Here is a 13,495-nt window from a genome sequence, read left to right on the forward strand (position 1 = left end):
AGCCGAAGGCGAAATGCGTGATGGCGTCCGCGCTCGGCAGCTTGTTCCATGCCTCGTCGCGCTGGTTGACCGCGATACCGATCTGCGCCTTCGCGCGTTCGATGTCCGCGTCGGTGATGCGTCCCTCGACTGCTGCGGTCTCGGCGCCGGACGCCTCGGTAGTGGTCATTGATCCCCCTAGAACTTGAGCATCGCGCCGGCGTCGACCTTGAACTGAAGGCCGGTCACGTAGCGGGACTCGTCGGACGACAGGAAACACACGGCGTTCGATATGTCCGACGCCTCCACGTAGGGCGTTGGCATGGCCTGCATCGCCGGGAACGCCAGCAGAGCGTCATCGCGGGTGGGAGCGTCCAGGTCCGGCCGGAACTGCCGATACATCGGCGCGCTGTTGAGCATGTCGGTGTTTACGTTCGTCGGGTGAATCACGTTGACGCGGATGGATTGTGGCGCCAACTGGCCGGCCAACTGGAGGGTGTAGGAATCCACCAACTGCTTGGCGTAGCTGTAGCCCGCGCCTCCGGGTCCCTGGGGTCCGGCGGCACCGGGCGGCTGAGCAGACGCGATGAGCCCGGCGATCGAACCGGTGGTGATGATCGACGCACCGGACTTCAGGTAAGGCAGCGCAGCGTGCACAGTATTGACCACGCCGAGGAAGTCGACGTCGAACGCGTCGGCGAAGGCTTGAACGGGCAGGTTCGCACCCAGCGGACAGATGCCCGCATTCGCGACGACGACGTCTAGCTTGCCGAATTCAGCTACCGCATTGGCGAGTTCGCGGGCCACTGCCACCCGGTCGCGCACGTCGACTTCGGCTGTGTAGGCCCTGCGTCCGGTCTTCTCAACCTCGAGTCCGGCTTCCTCGAGATCACGCGACGTCGCCAGCGGGTACTCATTGGTCTCGATGTCGTGGCAGATGTCGAACAGGATGATGTCCGCGCCTTCTTCGGCCAGTCTCACGGCGTGGCTGCGGCCCTGACCGCGGGCACCTCCGGTCACCAGAACGACTTTGTCCTGTACGCGTCCCATGACGTCACCTTTCAATCGGAATGAGTTACAGCGGTGAGTTTCTCGAGGGTCGCGACGAGTGCACGACGGTCGATCTTGAGCGCCGCGCCGCGCGGAAGCTCGTCGACGACGAACACCTGGGCCGGTACCTCGTAGGGAGTCAGCGAGGCCCGGCAGTGGGCCCGCAACTCGTCGCCGGTTGCGGCCATCGCAGACCTCAGTTCGACCGCGGCGATCGGAATCTGCCCCAGCCGATCGTCGGCCAGCCCGGCGACCGCGGCGTCGGCGACCGCGTCGTGCGTACGCAAGGCCCGCACGACCGTCTCCGGTGCGATCTTGAACCCGCCCCGCACGATGACATCGTCGGCACGGCCGTCGATGTAGAGGTAACCGTCTTCATCGATGTGGGCGAGATCGCTTGTCGTGACCCAGCGGTCGGCCGAGTCACCCACTTGTGCAGAGGCAACCTGCAACCGACCGGTCTGCCCCGTGGGCAGCACCGCGCCGTCCTCATCGACCACCTGAAGCCGGACTCCAGGGAATGCGCGGCCGACGCTGCCCTTCTTCTCCGTCCACGACGCGCGGAAGTCCTTCGCCGTCCAACCGGCGACGGCGCCAGCGAACTCGGTGGCGCCGTAAGTGATCAAGATCGGGATGCCGTAGCGCTCCACGAAGGCATCCACCATTGCGGGATCGACGGGCGCTGTTCCCGAGGTGATGGCGCGGACGCTGGCGAGATCCTCACGCGGGATTTCGGAGCTGAGCACTGCGCGGATGGCGGGCGGTGGCAGGCCCACCAGGATGGGCTTGTGTTCCTTGATCGCGTTGTGCCAGCCGGGCAGCGAGAACCGCTCCAACATCACGATGGGCCGGCCGGCCACCAGCGACTGCAGCAGCGACCACAAACCTCCGATGTGCACGATCGGCAGGGTCACCATGCCGACGGACCCGGTCAGCGGCGGCTTGTCGCGGCTCGCGGGGCGGTCGTTGTGCTGCAGCGCCGCTGACAATGAAACCTCTAACTGCCTGCGGCCCAGGGGAATCCGTTTGGCGGGCCCGGTCGTGCCGGACGTCAGCATTTCGATGGCGATTGCCGGGTTGCTTTGGCGCGGTTCATGAGTCGCCTTTGCGCGGACGGCGACCTCGGTTCCATCGACGCTGAAGGCCGTGGCGCCGAGTTCAGCGACGGCGTCGGCGAATACCTCTTTGCTCCAAAGATCCTGCGGCCCAAGCACGTAGTCGGCGGCGGACGCGACGAGATCGGCGCTGAGCCGCTCGGCCGGCTGCAGTGGACTGATCGTCACCAGCGTGCGGTCGGCCCGAAAGATCGCGATGAGCGCCGCGACCGACTCCGTTCGGTTGCCAAGGACCACGGCGACGCGACCACCGGGACCGCAGCCCGCCGAGGAGAGTTCGTGGTCGATCCGTTCGGTCAGCGCCCGTACCTCACCCCAGGTCACCCACTGCCCGTCGCGCTGAATCATCCGCGCGTCGTCGGGGGCACTCCACAGCCGTCCCAGCGCCGTCTGGATGCTTGTCATCGCCACTTCCTGGGTCTGAAGGCCCTGCCCGAACCGTTTCGTCAAACGTAGTCGACATGGTTTACTAGGTCAACTTACTCAAGGGGGTCTTGAATGGACTTCGGACTGACCGCTGAACAGGAACAGCTCGCTGATTCGGAGCGGTCATGGCTCGACCGCAACGATCCGATCGCGCGGGTGCGGCAGACCCTCGACAAGGCTCCCATCACCGTCGATCCGGCTGCCGTCGCGCATGCCGCGGAGTCGGGATTGTTGGCGCTGCTGACCCCGGACGTCGGTGGAACGCACGTCGACCTGGCGGTGTGCAGCGAGGCGCACGGACACGCAGCGAGCTCGTTGCCACTCGCAGATCTGGCCATCTGTGCCTGGCTGCTCTACCGTGTCGAAATGCCACAGGCCGCCGCCGCGGCCGAGGGTGAAATGCGCGTCGGCCTGGCCCGCGGTCCTGCCGCCACCGTGGACGGCGATGCCCTGAAGCTGACCGGTGGCACAAGCCCGGTCCCGATGGCGGCCGACATGGCGAGCGTTGCGGTCGTCGGACGCACCGACGACGGTGAGTACCTCGCGCTGGTGCGCGACCCGACGCTGATACCCATGACGACGCTGGACCTCAGCCGGTCCTGGGCGCGGTTGAGCCTCGACGAGTCGGTTCTCGACTGGGCAAGGATGCCCGTCGGGACGCTGCAGCACGTGCGCGACGCGCTGGCCGTACACCGCGCGTTCGACGCGCTCGGCGGCGCGGCGCGACTGCTGGAGATGACGGTCGCCTACGCGGGCCAGCGTGAGCAGTTCGGCGCGGTGATCGGCTCGTTCCAGGCCGTCAAACACCACTGCGCAGACATGGCCGTCGGTGTGGAGGCAGGCCGCTCGGGGCTGTGGGCGGGCGCTCTGTCCTTGGACGGCGCCGCAGACGATGTCCGGTCGCGCGCATCGTCGGCGGCCGTCGCTTACGCGAAGTCTGCGGCCAGCCGGGTGGCAGGCAACGCGCTGCAGGTGCACGGCGGCATCGGTTTCACGTGGGAGCACGACCTGCATCTGTTTTTGCGCCGCATCAAGGTCGACGAGGCCGTCGACGGATCGGTGGCCGAGCACCGCGCCGCAGTGGTTTCCGCCTAGCGCAATCTATTTGCGGGGCAGGCCCAATCCCCGCTCGGCGATGAGGTTGCGCATGATCTCCGAACTGCCTCCCGCGATGGTGTAGGCGCGGGCGTACAACCACTCGTCCTGCCAGCTGCCGCGATCGAGGACATTGTCGTCACCCTCGACCAGCACGCCCGCCTCACCGCTCAGCTCGATCGCGAACCTCGCCATTTCCAGATTGATTTCGCTGAACATCAGCTTGCTCATCGCCGCGTCATGCATGCGCTCGTGACCGCTCAGCCAACGGGTCAGGTTGGCGTATGTCAACGCCGACAAGGCCTCCACCTCGGCGCTGAACTCGCCGATCCGGTCGCGGACCCGATCGCTGTCGATGGCGGGGCGACCGTCCACGGTGACCCGGCGGGCGAGATCGACCAGCGCATCGACCGCGAGTCGAAGCTTCACCACGATTCCGCCGACGTTGGTGCGCTCGTGAGCGAGCGTGGCATTCGCGATCGACCAGCCCTGACCCGGCGCACCGATCATCGAAGCGGCCGGAACCTCGACACCGTCGAAGAACACTTCGTTGAAGTCTGACGTCCCGGTGAGTTCGCGTAGCGGTCGAACGGTGACGCCCGGTGCGGACATGTCCAGGATGAACGCGCTGATGCCCTTGTGCTTCGGCGCGTCGGCGTCGGTCCGCGCCAGGAGATATCCGTATTGCGCCCAGTGCCCGTTGGTGGTCCACACCTTCTGGCCGTCGACGACGTATCTGTCTCCGTCACGCACGGCGCGGGTGCGCAGCGATGCGAGGTCGCTGCCGGCCCCCGGCTCGCTGAACAGCTGACACCACAGTTCGCGTCCTTCGCGGATCGCAGGGAGATGCCGCCGACGTTGTTCGTCCGTGCCGAAATGGATCAATGCGTGCGACGCAAGCACGCTACCGCTCTGCGCGCCAGGCGCCTGTGCACGGGCGAGTTCCTCCGCGACGATGATCGAGTGTTCGGGTGACCGGTCGTCACGGCCGCCGTATTCCGCGGGCCAATCCGCTCCGACGTACCCCGCCTCATACAGACGGCCGCTCCACTCCTGCAACGCCTTGAACTCCGCCTCGTTCTCGGCGCTGCGCACACCCGCCCTGGGCGGGATCGCCGGCGCGTGCTCGGCGATGAATGCCCGCACCTCGGTGCGAAACTCCGCCAGCTCGGCGCCCATGCCGTATTCCATCGTGTGCCTCCGTTGCCCTATCGACTCAGGACCGCGCCAGCCGCGCGGTCGCGCAACACCTCGGCCCGGCCGATGGACGCGGCGTTGGCTGTGGCGCGGCGCAACAGCAGGTGGACCGGATGCTCCCAGGTGAAGCCGAGGCCGCCGTGAATCTGCACCGCGCTCTGGGTGGCGAAGACCGCGGCATCGAATGCGGCGGCGGCGGCCAGGTCGACAAGGTGCTCATGCGCGTCTTCGGCTTCTGCCGCAGCCATCACTTGGCTTCTGGCGCCTTCGATCGCGACCAGGATGTCCGCGCAGCGGTGCGAGATCGCCTGGAAGCTGCCGATCGGGCGACCGAACTGTTCGCGCTCACCGGCCCACTGCACCGACATCGCCAAGGCACGTGAACCGACGCCGATCGAATCCGACGCCACAGCCAGCAACGCTTGGAACTGGGCATGTCTGAGCCCGTGCCGCAACTCATCGCCGTCGGCGAGCACTTCACCCGCGGCATCGGTCAGGCGCAGTGCACCGACCGTGGCCGTGAGGTCGAGCGCCTGCTGCGTGACGATCTCGACGCCGCCGCCTGTCGGGTCGACCGCCACGAGAACCTCGTCGCCGCGTCCGGCCGCGCGCGCCAGCACCATCAGAATTTCGGCGGTCGGCGCTCCGACGACCACCGGCACCACACCGTTGAGTCGCTCTCCGTCCCACTCTGGCAACTCCTGCCCTGTCGTGAGCCAGCCGGAGTCGCACAGCGGAACAGCGAAAGCGGCGGGGGAACCCGCGGCGATGCGTTGGGCCACGGCCTTGGCGCCGACCGAGACGGCGACATCCAATGCCGTCACGGTCGAAACGAGCGGTACGGCGGCGAGCGCCTTGGCCGACTCCTCGATCGCCGCGTAGAGCAGTCGCCTGCTTGCGCCCGCACCACCGAGCGCCTCCTCGGTGGCCAGACCGGGCAACCCGAACTCGACGAGCGCCGACCACGCGGCGTCATCGACGGCTCCCGGCGGACGCTTTGGATCGAGCAATGCGGCCACGTCGACTTTGGCGCCCAACGTATTCGCCAGCACGTCGCGTAGTTCGCGTTCGTCTTCTTCGGCGACGGCCAGCGGCGCACCGGGGACCACCGCCGCGGCGCGCCTACCCTCACCGCGATGCGAGGGCAGGCCCAGCACTGCCTCGGCGATGGTGTTGCGCTGAATCTCCGCGGTGCCGGCGCCGATGGTGGTGGCACGGCTCATCAGGTAACCGAACGTCCATCGGCCCTTGTCCAGCGCGCCGGGCGACCGGCTGCCCAGCAGGGCGTGCGGCCCGACGGCGCGCAGCGCGAGGGCGTGCATGTGCTGTTCGAACTCGGATTTCACCAGTCGGTTGACCGACGCCACGCCGCCGGGATCCTCACCACGCAACACCGCGGCAAGAGCGCGGGCGCTGTTGGCGGCGATGGTGCGCACTCCCGATTCCAGCCTGGCGACGTCCTGGCGTACGTGCGGATCCATATCCAGTTGTTGGGACACCACGAGGTCGATCACCCTGTCAGCGGTGCGTCGGTATTTGAACTCGTCGGCCAGGAAGGCGGTGGCCCGCTCATGGCCCAGGGAAGTCCGCATGATCGACCAGCCCTGCCCTTCGTCGCCGACACGATTCTCGGCAGGAACCTCGACGTCGTCGAGGAACACCTCGGCGAAGTGTGTTCCGCCGCTGATGTCACGCAGCGGCGCGACGGTGATGCCGGGGCTGTCCATGGGAATCAGCAAGTACGTGATGCCATCGGTGCTGCGCCCGGGCGGCCCCGTGCGCACCAGCGCGAACATCCAGTCGGCCCGGTCGGCCATCGTCGTCCAGACCTTCTGGCCGGTCACCCGGTAGACGTCACCGTCGCGGACCGCGCGGGTGGCCAACGATGCAAGGTCGCTGCCGGCCCCCGGTTCCGAGAATCCCTGGCACCAGAACTCGTCGGCGCGCAACAGGGGCCTCAGGAACCGCTCCTTCTGGGCGGCGGTGCCGTGTGCGATCAGGGTGGGAGCGAGGATGAACGACAGCGGGCAGGGATGCGGGGGCGCGCCTGCGGCGGTGGTGATCCGGTAGTAGTCGAGTTGATCCTCGAGCGCGAGTTCCAAGCCGCCGGCGGACTTCGGCCACCCCGGCGCGGCGAGCGCATTGTCGACGAGCTTGGCGTGCCAGGCACGGGCCGCTTCGAGGCGGTCGAGCCCGGCGGACGTCTCGTTCTGTTCCTGGCGGTGCTCAACGATCAGTCGCTCGAGCCGGGAACGCCAATCGGCTGACGACATTTGCACCCCACAAAGTTAACTTGGTTAGTTATGTGGTTAGTCTGACCCGAAGGGTCGACGATTGGCAAGTGCGCCGGTCAGTCCTCTTCGAGCAGGAGCGCCAGTTCCGGGCACGCGGCGACGCCGTCCCGGGTATTCGCCTCGTCTCCGGGTTTCACCTCGTGGTCCTCGAGGATGCTGTAGCCCGAATCGTCGATCGGGAACAGGTCCGGATCCACCGCATAGCACTGCGCGTGTCCCACGCACTTCGACCGTTCGAGACGAACCTTCACCCGTCATCCTCCACGATTGTCGTCGTTTGATATGTGTGAGAATTCGTCGCTGACATAGATAACTAGGTTAACGGAGAAAGCGGCTAGCAGGCTACCTTTATCGTGAACGTCTCGGTGGCGCGTGCACTCGGGTTGTCGGCGATGAACCCTGTAGCGGTGCCGGTGATCTCATACGTCCCGCCGGTCATCCTGACCTTCGCGGTTGGCCCCAGATTCTGCCAATAGCTACCGGTGAACCCACCGAGATTGGTTATCTGGGCGAAGGGGACCGCCAACCCGTCGGCGCTCTTGACCGCCGATGTAGTGCCGGCTTGGTCGTCTCCGGTCTTGATATTCGTCACCGGCCCCGTGGTCGTGCAGCTCACCGCGTTCGTCGTGTTCACGTCGGTGCCGTTAACGCTCACTTCCGCGGTTCCCGCGAGAAGGGACCCCGGAGGCTTTGCGGCTGGTTCCGCCTTGCTCGAGCACCCCGCCGTGCCGCCGGCGATCAGGACCGCAGCGACACCTGCGATCAATCGCTTGTCCACGAACGCACCTCGATTCCTCGGCTGCCGTGCCAGCCCCGCACGGGACGAATGTAGCCGGGCAGCTCCCCCGGTGAGGGGTAATCCGCTAAATATCTGCCCTATTCGAACGGAAATCAGACTGAGGCCAGGCGGGGGAAGTTGAGCATCCGGCGTGCGTTGTCCTCGACGATCAGCGAGCACTCGTCGTCGGGCACCCCTGCGAGCACTTCGGCCGCTCGCTTGCGGGAGTTCGGCCAGTTGGAGTCGCTGTGGGGGAAGTCGATTTCCAACATGATGCGGTCGATGCCGATGTCGTGCCGGTTCTTCAACCCGTGCTCATCGTCGATGAAGCAGCCCCAGAAGTGCTTGCGGAACAAATCCGACGGACGCGAGTCGAAGTCGATGTTCTGGTAGTAGCGATGGCGCTCCCAGACATAGTCCGACCGTTCGAGGATGTAAGGCACCCAGCCGATGCCGCCCTCGGCAAGCGAGATCTGCAGGTCCGGGAACTGTTGCAGCTTGCCGGAGAACAGCAGATCGACGGTCGACCACATCAGGTTGCTGGAAAACAGGGTGATGGCGACCGCAAACGGCGCGTCAGGAGCCACCATCTGCCCGGCGATCGGCTTCATCGACGAGAACGAGAAGCCGGGCACGTAGGACCCAGAGCCGAAGTGCAGCGATATCGGCATGTGCGCATCCGAGCAGACCCGCCATAGCGGGTCCCAGTGATCGGAGTGAAACGACGGCAGATCAAGCGGCACCGGGCTGTCCGGGAACGACACGGTGCGCGCGCCCTTCGCCGCGACCCGCTCGGCTTCCACGACGCAGGCGTCGATGTCCCACGTCGGCAGGATTGCCAGCGGTACATATCGCTCGGGAGCGGTCGCGCACCATTCATCGATGTAGAAGTCGTTCCACGCCTTCACGCACAGCAGCGCGAGGTCTTTGTTGGTGGCGCGGTGGAAGGTGCCCCCGCCGAAACCGGGAAAGGACGGGAAGCACAGGGCGGCCTGCACACCGTCTAGATCCATGTCGGCGACGCGGGCAACCGGGTCGTAGCAGCCGGGGATCATGTCCTCGTACCGGACCGGGTCCATGCCCCATTCCTCCGGCGGCTTGCCCGCCACGGCGTTCAGGCCGATCGTGGGAAAAATTTGCCCGTCATAGCTCCATAGGTGCTTGCCGTCCATCTCGACGATCCGCGGGCCCTCTTCCCGCATTTTTTCCGGCAGTCGGTCCTGCCACACCCGCGGATGTTCGACGAGATGGTCGTCGACCGACACGATTTGGTGATGGTCCTGAAGCGGCATCGCTACTCTCCCGGCAATTCTGACAGTTCGTCTTGTTTTCTGACGGTTCGTCTCACAGGGTATATGATCTAGACCACAGTTGTCTAGAAGTGAGAGGCGGACCATGTCGGCGGCGGAAGACACGTCTGGGGCCAAGGCGCGCGAGAAACTCGACGAGGACGACCACGACCTACTCACCTTCGGCGAAGCAGGCGAACGGCTTCGCCTCGAGGTTGCCGCTGCCGAGGACGCCCTTGCACGTGTGGCGGACGCCGGTGACGACGACGCCCTGGAGAAGGCCCGTACCCGGCTGGCGGCGTTGCGCGCCGCCGCGGACCGCAACTCGGCGCAACCCATCAACGACGCGAACTTCGAGAAATTCTTCGGCTATCCCGGCAAGGCCAAGCGCAACCTTCCGCCATTACCGGCCGCAGAATGACCGCTGCCGACTACACGGTGCGCCGGTCGGGCTACGCACCGCCGGCCAACCCCGCGGTGGGCCGACGCGGCAGGTACACCCGCGACCGGATAATCGCCTGCGCGGCAGAGATTTTTCTGCAGAACGGCTTTCACAGCACATCGATCGACGCGATCGCGAAGTCGGCTGGAGCGTCGCGGGCAACGGTTTACCAGTATTTCGCCGACAAGGAAGCCATCTTCGGCGAACTGTCGCGTACGGCCGTACAAGCGGTGCTCGACCATGCCGAACGCCTCGGCCCGCTCGAGCCCACCGCGGAGGGACTGGCCAACCTGGAGGCCTGGATGCACGACTGGGCGACCATCTATGACGCACACGCTGCGGTCTTCGCCGAGTACCCCGGCATGGGCACAGTGATGGGCCTGACGGTCGTCGACGCGCAATCGGTGCCGGACAAATTCAAGCGCCGGATCACGCAGCGACTGCTTTCGGCCGACGTGCGTGGACTCGATCTCGCCGACGCCGCGGCCGCTCTCATGCGCATTCCCCATATGGTCAACCTCTACCGCCATCGGGGGATGTACGGATTACCTTCGAGCACAGTGGTTTCCAGGTCTCTGGCGATCGCCATGCAGTCCATGCTCTTCCCCCCCGCGGCGATTGCGGTGTCGGTCACGCCGGGATCGTCGGCGACCGTGCGCGTTGCGTCCGGTGGAAATGCGAACTCGTCGATTCGCCAAGACGTACTGTCGGCCGGCTCACAGCTGTTCGCCGAGCGCGGCTACTACGCCGTCCGGATGGAGGACGTCGCCGAGGCCGCGGACGTCAGCCGCGCGACGTTGTACCGGCATTTCAGCACCAGGGATTCGATCCTGGCAGAGCTGACCCGCACGGCCGTTGTCGAAATCGAACACCACGCCGCCGCGCTGAGCCGTCTTGCAGCCGAAGGGCTCACCACCGAGCGATTCACCCGCTGGATGCTGGGCTACGTCGGATTCCACCGCGCTTACAGCGGCGTCATTCGTGCCTGGTTCGACGGCACCGTCGCCGAGCGCCTGCCCGATGCCGCTGCCAGCGACGGCATCGCCGCGATGCATGGTGCTGTGGCCGCGTTGTTGAGCTCCGCGAAGCTGCCGCCCGGGGTGGACATCGCCACAGCCACAGCAGTGGTTCTGGCGACACTCGGCCGGATGACAGAACCCACTGCGGCCGGCGACAGCGATGATCACGCCGCCGAGGTCATCGTCGCGTTGTTGCGTCGCTCGCTGCTGGGTCAGCTTGGTGCGGCCACATAACCCGCGGCGGAGTTACGCAACTGCCAGATCTGCGCCGGGCACAGCTCATTGGCGGCCTGGCTGATCAGGTACGAGGCCTGGAACTCGTCATTGGTGTTGAAGTCGCCTTTGATGTCGCCGACGAGCTGTGCGTACGGCCTGCCCGCAACGATTTTGTCGCAGATGCCATGGCCATAGGCGAGCGCCTGGTCGGCGTTGGCGAAGTTGTATCCCGGCTTCACGGTCACGTTGACCAGATACGCGACCGCGTCGGCCGAGGCGGAGGGCGTGCCCGCCAAGACCCCGCCTGCGCAGAACAGCGCGGCAGCGGCGACACTGGTGAACGGCTTAATCTTCATAAACGTGAAAGCGTAATTCATTTAGCTGATTACCGGGTAATCTCTTCGCAGACTGGAGGGACGCGCATGACATGGAGTAGGGCTGGTCGCTACGCACTGACGATAACCTCGTTGGCCGCGGTTGCGCTCGGCATGACCGCACCGGCCGCGAACGCCGACAACAGGCGGCTGAACGAAAGCGTGTTCGTCAACATCGATACCGCGCAGAAACAGAACGGCTGCCCGCAGGAGCCCCGCCTGGACGGGCGCCTCGAAGAGGCCGCCCGCTTGCACACGCTCGACGTGCTCAACAACCGGGCGCTTGACGGAGACATCGGCTCGGACGGCTCGACAGCGCAGGACCGGGCGAATGCCCAGGGATTCGTCGGCAAGGCCTCCGAGACCGTCGCGATCAATCCCGCACTTGCGATCAGCGGGATCGAAATCCTCGGCCAGTGGTGGTACAACCCGGCTTATAGGGCGATCATGCAGGATTGCTCCAACCTCGCTATCGGCGTGTGGTCGGAGAACAGCCTCGACCGCACCGTGGTGGTCGCGGTGTACGGCCAGCCCGGTTAGTCGCGCGCGAGCTCAGCACGCAGCCGCTTCTTGTCGACTTTGCCGCTGGCCAGGACCGGCAGTTCCGCGACAAGGACGAGTTTTCGCGGCACCTTGTACCGGGCGAGGGTGGACCGGACGAAGTCCTGGACCGTCTGGAGCGTGAGGGCCGCGTTCGGCGTCGGCACTACCACAGCGCAGACCGCCTCGCCCCACTTCTGGTCCGGCACACCGACGACCGCGCACGCCGCGACCCCGTCGAGCCCGCCGACGATCTCTTCCACTTCCGGTGAGTACACGTTCTCGCCGCCGGTGATGATGATGTCTTTCTTGCGATCCACCAGGTAGAGCAATCCGCGGTGGTCGAACCGACCGATGTCGCCGGTGTGACACCAACCGTCTCGCAGCGTGGCCAACGTGGCCGCCGGATCGTTCCAATAACCGCGGAAGAGCGAGTCGGATCGGACGACGATCTCACCCGGCTCGCCGACGGGCAATTCTCGGTCGTCGTCCCCGACGATCCGCACGCGCACACCGGGGAAGGGAAAGCCCACCGAACGCAAAGCGTCGGACCCGTCCACGGTATGCATCTCCCGTGGCAGCCCGGACACGATCGCCTCGGTCTGTCCGTACAGGTTGACGAAGCCCGCATGTGGAAGCAGCGAGAGCGCCCGCTTCAGGATGTGAACGGTCATCGGTGCCGCCGAATAGACGACGGTGCGCAGGTTCTCCAGGGCCCTCGCATCGGTCACCTTGTCGAGCAGTGCCCACAGCATCACCGGCGCCAGGTGCAACACCGTGACGTCGTACTCGGGGATCAGCCGCACGGCGTCGGCCGCGTCGAACTGCTGCTGCAACACCACACTGCCGCCGCGGGCGTGCAGCCCCCCGATGATGCCCATCGCCCCGAAGTGGAACATCGGCATGTTCATCAGCACACGGTCGGAGCTGCCGGTCCGCATTTCGACGTTCATGCTGAGCGCCACCCGCCGCAACTCCGAGTGCCCGAGGATGCAGCATTTCGAGGCACCGGTGGTGCCGCTGGTGAAGAGCAGGCAGGCGATGTCGTCGGGGCGGGAGCTGAACGGAAGCCGGTCGTCTCCGCCCGCGACGAACTCCTCGAAATCGACCATGCCGGTGGGCGCCGATTCCCCGAAACACACCAGCATCCGCGCGGACGGCAGCTGCGGCGCCAGTCCCGTTATGACCGAAGCGAATTCGTCGGAACAGAACACGATCGACGGGCTCACCCGGGCGAGCACGCCGAGCATTTCGGCGGGCGACAGCCGGAAGTTGACGGTGGCCATGATGATTCCGCTGAGCTGAGTCGCCGCCATCACCTCACCGAACTCGACGCTGTTGCGGCTGAGCACCGCGACACGGTCCTGCCGTCGCACACCGGCGCCTCTCATCGCCGACACCAACCGCATCCCACGGTCTCGCAGCCGGGCATGGGTGACCGTCCGCGAACCCAACCGGTACGCCGGTACGTCCGGGAAGCGCATCGCATTGTCAGAGACCACATCGCCGAGCGTCATGTCGTCTCCGGCCACGGCAGTCCTACCGGCTACTCAACAACATCGATCCGGCCACCGGGCCGCCGCCTACGCCCACCGCGACAACCTCCGGCGTCCTGGGCACCTGGCGGTCGCCGCCGTCGCCCCACATCTGCACACAGGCTTCGTGCAGGAAGCCCATGCCG

General features: G+C 66.1%; 13 protein-coding genes and 2 pseudogenes. 4 read left to right on the forward strand and 11 right to left on the reverse strand.

All coding sequences use genetic code 11. The features are described 5' to 3' along the window. From QOJ24_RS10795 to QOJ24_RS10805, 3 genes and pseudogenes are all read right to left on the reverse strand, one after another. A pseudogene (locus tag QOJ24_RS10795) lies at positions 1-169 on the reverse strand (FAS1-like dehydratase domain-containing protein); the annotation flags it as partial. An 8-nt stretch (positions 170-177) separates the two neighbouring features. Then, a complete protein-coding gene (locus tag QOJ24_RS10800; protein WP_526260986.1) occupies positions 178-1,029 on the reverse strand; it encodes a mycofactocin-coupled SDR family oxidoreductase in 852 nt (283 codons plus the stop codon). A gap of 11 nt (positions 1,030-1,040) precedes the next feature. After that, complete coding sequence (locus QOJ24_RS10805; RefSeq protein ID WP_526260987.1) at positions 1,041-2,549, reverse strand: class I adenylate-forming enzyme family protein; 1,509 nt, start codon at positions 2,547-2,549, stop codon at positions 1,041-1,043. A 93-nt stretch (positions 2,550-2,642) separates the two neighbouring features. Here QOJ24_RS10805 and QOJ24_RS10810 point away from each other — a divergent pair, with 93 nt between their 5' ends. Continuing rightward, entirely contained in the window at positions 2,643-3,665 is a 1,023-nt protein-coding gene (locus QOJ24_RS10810; protein WP_526260988.1) for an acyl-CoA dehydrogenase family protein, read from the forward strand. Positions 3,666-3,671: 6 nt separating this feature from the next. On the opposite strand, the gene QOJ24_RS10815 is transcribed toward QOJ24_RS10810, so the two are convergent. The 5 genes from QOJ24_RS10815 to QOJ24_RS10835 all read right to left on the reverse strand — a co-directional run bounded on the left by QOJ24_RS10815 (position 3,672) and on the right by QOJ24_RS10835 (position 9,226). Next, complete coding sequence (locus QOJ24_RS10815; RefSeq protein WP_526260989.1) at positions 3,672-4,856, reverse strand: acyl-CoA dehydrogenase family protein; 1,185 nt, start codon at positions 4,854-4,856, stop codon at positions 3,672-3,674. Positions 4,857-4,873: 17 nt separating this feature from the next. Then, a complete protein-coding gene (locus tag QOJ24_RS10820; RefSeq protein WP_526260990.1) occupies positions 4,874-7,135 on the reverse strand; it encodes an acyl-CoA dehydrogenase family protein in 2,262 nt (753 codons plus the stop codon). A 77-nt stretch (positions 7,136-7,212) separates the two neighbouring features. After that, positions 7,213-7,407, reverse strand: a complete 195-nt coding sequence (gene fdxE, locus QOJ24_RS10825) for a ferredoxin FdxE (RefSeq protein WP_526260991.1) — start codon at positions 7,405-7,407, stop codon at positions 7,213-7,215. 83 nt (positions 7,408-7,490) lie between these two features. Beyond that, the gene (locus tag QOJ24_RS10830; protein ID WP_526260992.1) at positions 7,491-7,934 is read right to left on the reverse strand and encodes a lipoprotein LpqH; all 444 of its coding nucleotides are present in this window, start codon (positions 7,932-7,934) and stop codon (positions 7,491-7,493) included. A gap of 113 nt (positions 7,935-8,047) precedes the next feature. Then, the gene (locus QOJ24_RS10835) at positions 8,048-9,226 is read right to left on the reverse strand and encodes an amidohydrolase family protein (RefSeq protein WP_526260993.1); all 1,179 of its coding nucleotides are present in this window, start codon (positions 9,224-9,226) and stop codon (positions 8,048-8,050) included. A gap of 103 nt (positions 9,227-9,329) precedes the next feature. Here QOJ24_RS10835 and QOJ24_RS10840 point away from each other — a divergent pair, with 103 nt between their 5' ends. Both QOJ24_RS10840 and QOJ24_RS10845 read left to right on the forward strand, forming a co-directional pair. After that, complete coding sequence (locus tag QOJ24_RS10840; protein ID WP_526260994.1) at positions 9,330-9,644, forward strand: acyl-CoA synthetase; 315 nt, start codon at positions 9,330-9,332, stop codon at positions 9,642-9,644. Continuing rightward, positions 9,641-10,918, forward strand: a complete 1,278-nt coding sequence (locus QOJ24_RS10845; RefSeq protein WP_526260995.1) for a TetR/AcrR family transcriptional regulator — start codon at positions 9,641-9,643, stop codon at positions 10,916-10,918. The genes QOJ24_RS10840 and QOJ24_RS10845 overlap by 4 nt, the downstream gene beginning before the upstream one ends. Here QOJ24_RS10845 and QOJ24_RS10850 read toward each other — a convergent pair. Continuing rightward, a complete protein-coding gene (locus QOJ24_RS10850; RefSeq protein ID WP_526260996.1) occupies positions 10,897-11,256 on the reverse strand; it encodes a DUF732 domain-containing protein in 360 nt (119 codons plus the stop codon). The genes QOJ24_RS10845 and QOJ24_RS10850 overlap by 22 nt on opposite strands. Positions 11,257-11,322: 66 nt before the next feature. Here QOJ24_RS10850 and QOJ24_RS10855 point away from each other — a divergent pair, with 66 nt between their 5' ends. Further along, complete coding sequence (locus tag QOJ24_RS10855; RefSeq protein WP_526260997.1) at positions 11,323-11,814, forward strand: CAP domain-containing protein; 492 nt, start codon at positions 11,323-11,325, stop codon at positions 11,812-11,814. Here the strand turns inward: QOJ24_RS10855 and QOJ24_RS10860 are convergent. Both QOJ24_RS10860 and QOJ24_RS10865 read right to left on the reverse strand, forming a co-directional pair. Then, on the reverse strand, positions 11,811-13,331 hold the full coding sequence (locus QOJ24_RS10860; protein ID WP_526260998.1) for a class I adenylate-forming enzyme family protein: 1,521 nt from the start codon (positions 13,329-13,331) through the stop codon (positions 11,811-11,813). The two genes, QOJ24_RS10855 and QOJ24_RS10860, sit on opposite strands and share 4 nt — an antisense overlap. A 22-nt stretch (positions 13,332-13,353) precedes the next feature. Next, positions 13,354-13,495: pseudogene (locus tag QOJ24_RS10865) on the reverse strand (thiolase family protein); the annotation flags it as partial.

This window comes from Mycobacterium sp. (assembly GCF_032159775.1).
In the GTDB taxonomy this organism is placed as follows: Bacteria; Actinomycetota; Actinomycetes; order Mycobacteriales; family Mycobacteriaceae; genus Mycobacterium.

Bases quoted from the DNA above. Each gene is read 5' to 3' on its own strand.
- QOJ24_RS10800 (WP_526260986.1), bottom strand. From the start codon at position 1,029: ATGGGACGCGTACAGGACAAAGTCGTTCTGGTGACCGGAGGTGCCCGC.
- QOJ24_RS10805 (WP_526260987.1), bottom strand. From the start codon at position 2,549: ATGACAAGCATCCAGACGGCGCTGGGACGGCTGTGGAGTGCCCCCGAC.
- QOJ24_RS10810 (WP_526260988.1), top strand. From the start codon at position 2,643: ATGGACTTCGGACTGACCGCTGAACAGGAACAGCTCGCTGATTCGGAG.
- QOJ24_RS10815 (WP_526260989.1), bottom strand. From the start codon at position 4,856: ATGGAATACGGCATGGGCGCCGAGCTGGCGGAGTTTCGCACCGAGGTG.
- QOJ24_RS10820 (WP_526260990.1), bottom strand. From the start codon at position 7,135: ATGTCGTCAGCCGATTGGCGTTCCCGGCTCGAGCGACTGATCGTTGAG.
- QOJ24_RS10835 (WP_526260993.1), bottom strand. From the start codon at position 9,226: ATGCCGCTTCAGGACCATCACCAAATCGTGTCGGTCGACGACCATCTC.
- QOJ24_RS10840 (WP_526260994.1), top strand. From the start codon at position 9,330: ATGTCGGCGGCGGAAGACACGTCTGGGGCCAAGGCGCGCGAGAAACTC.
- QOJ24_RS10845 (WP_526260995.1), top strand. From the start codon at position 9,641: ATGACCGCTGCCGACTACACGGTGCGCCGGTCGGGCTACGCACCGCCG.
- QOJ24_RS10850 (WP_526260996.1), bottom strand. From the start codon at position 11,256: ATGAAGATTAAGCCGTTCACCAGTGTCGCCGCTGCCGCGCTGTTCTGC.
- QOJ24_RS10855 (WP_526260997.1), top strand. From the start codon at position 11,323: ATGACATGGAGTAGGGCTGGTCGCTACGCACTGACGATAACCTCGTTG.
- QOJ24_RS10860 (WP_526260998.1), bottom strand. From the start codon at position 13,331: ATGACGCTCGGCGATGTGGTCTCTGACAATGCGATGCGCTTCCCGGAC.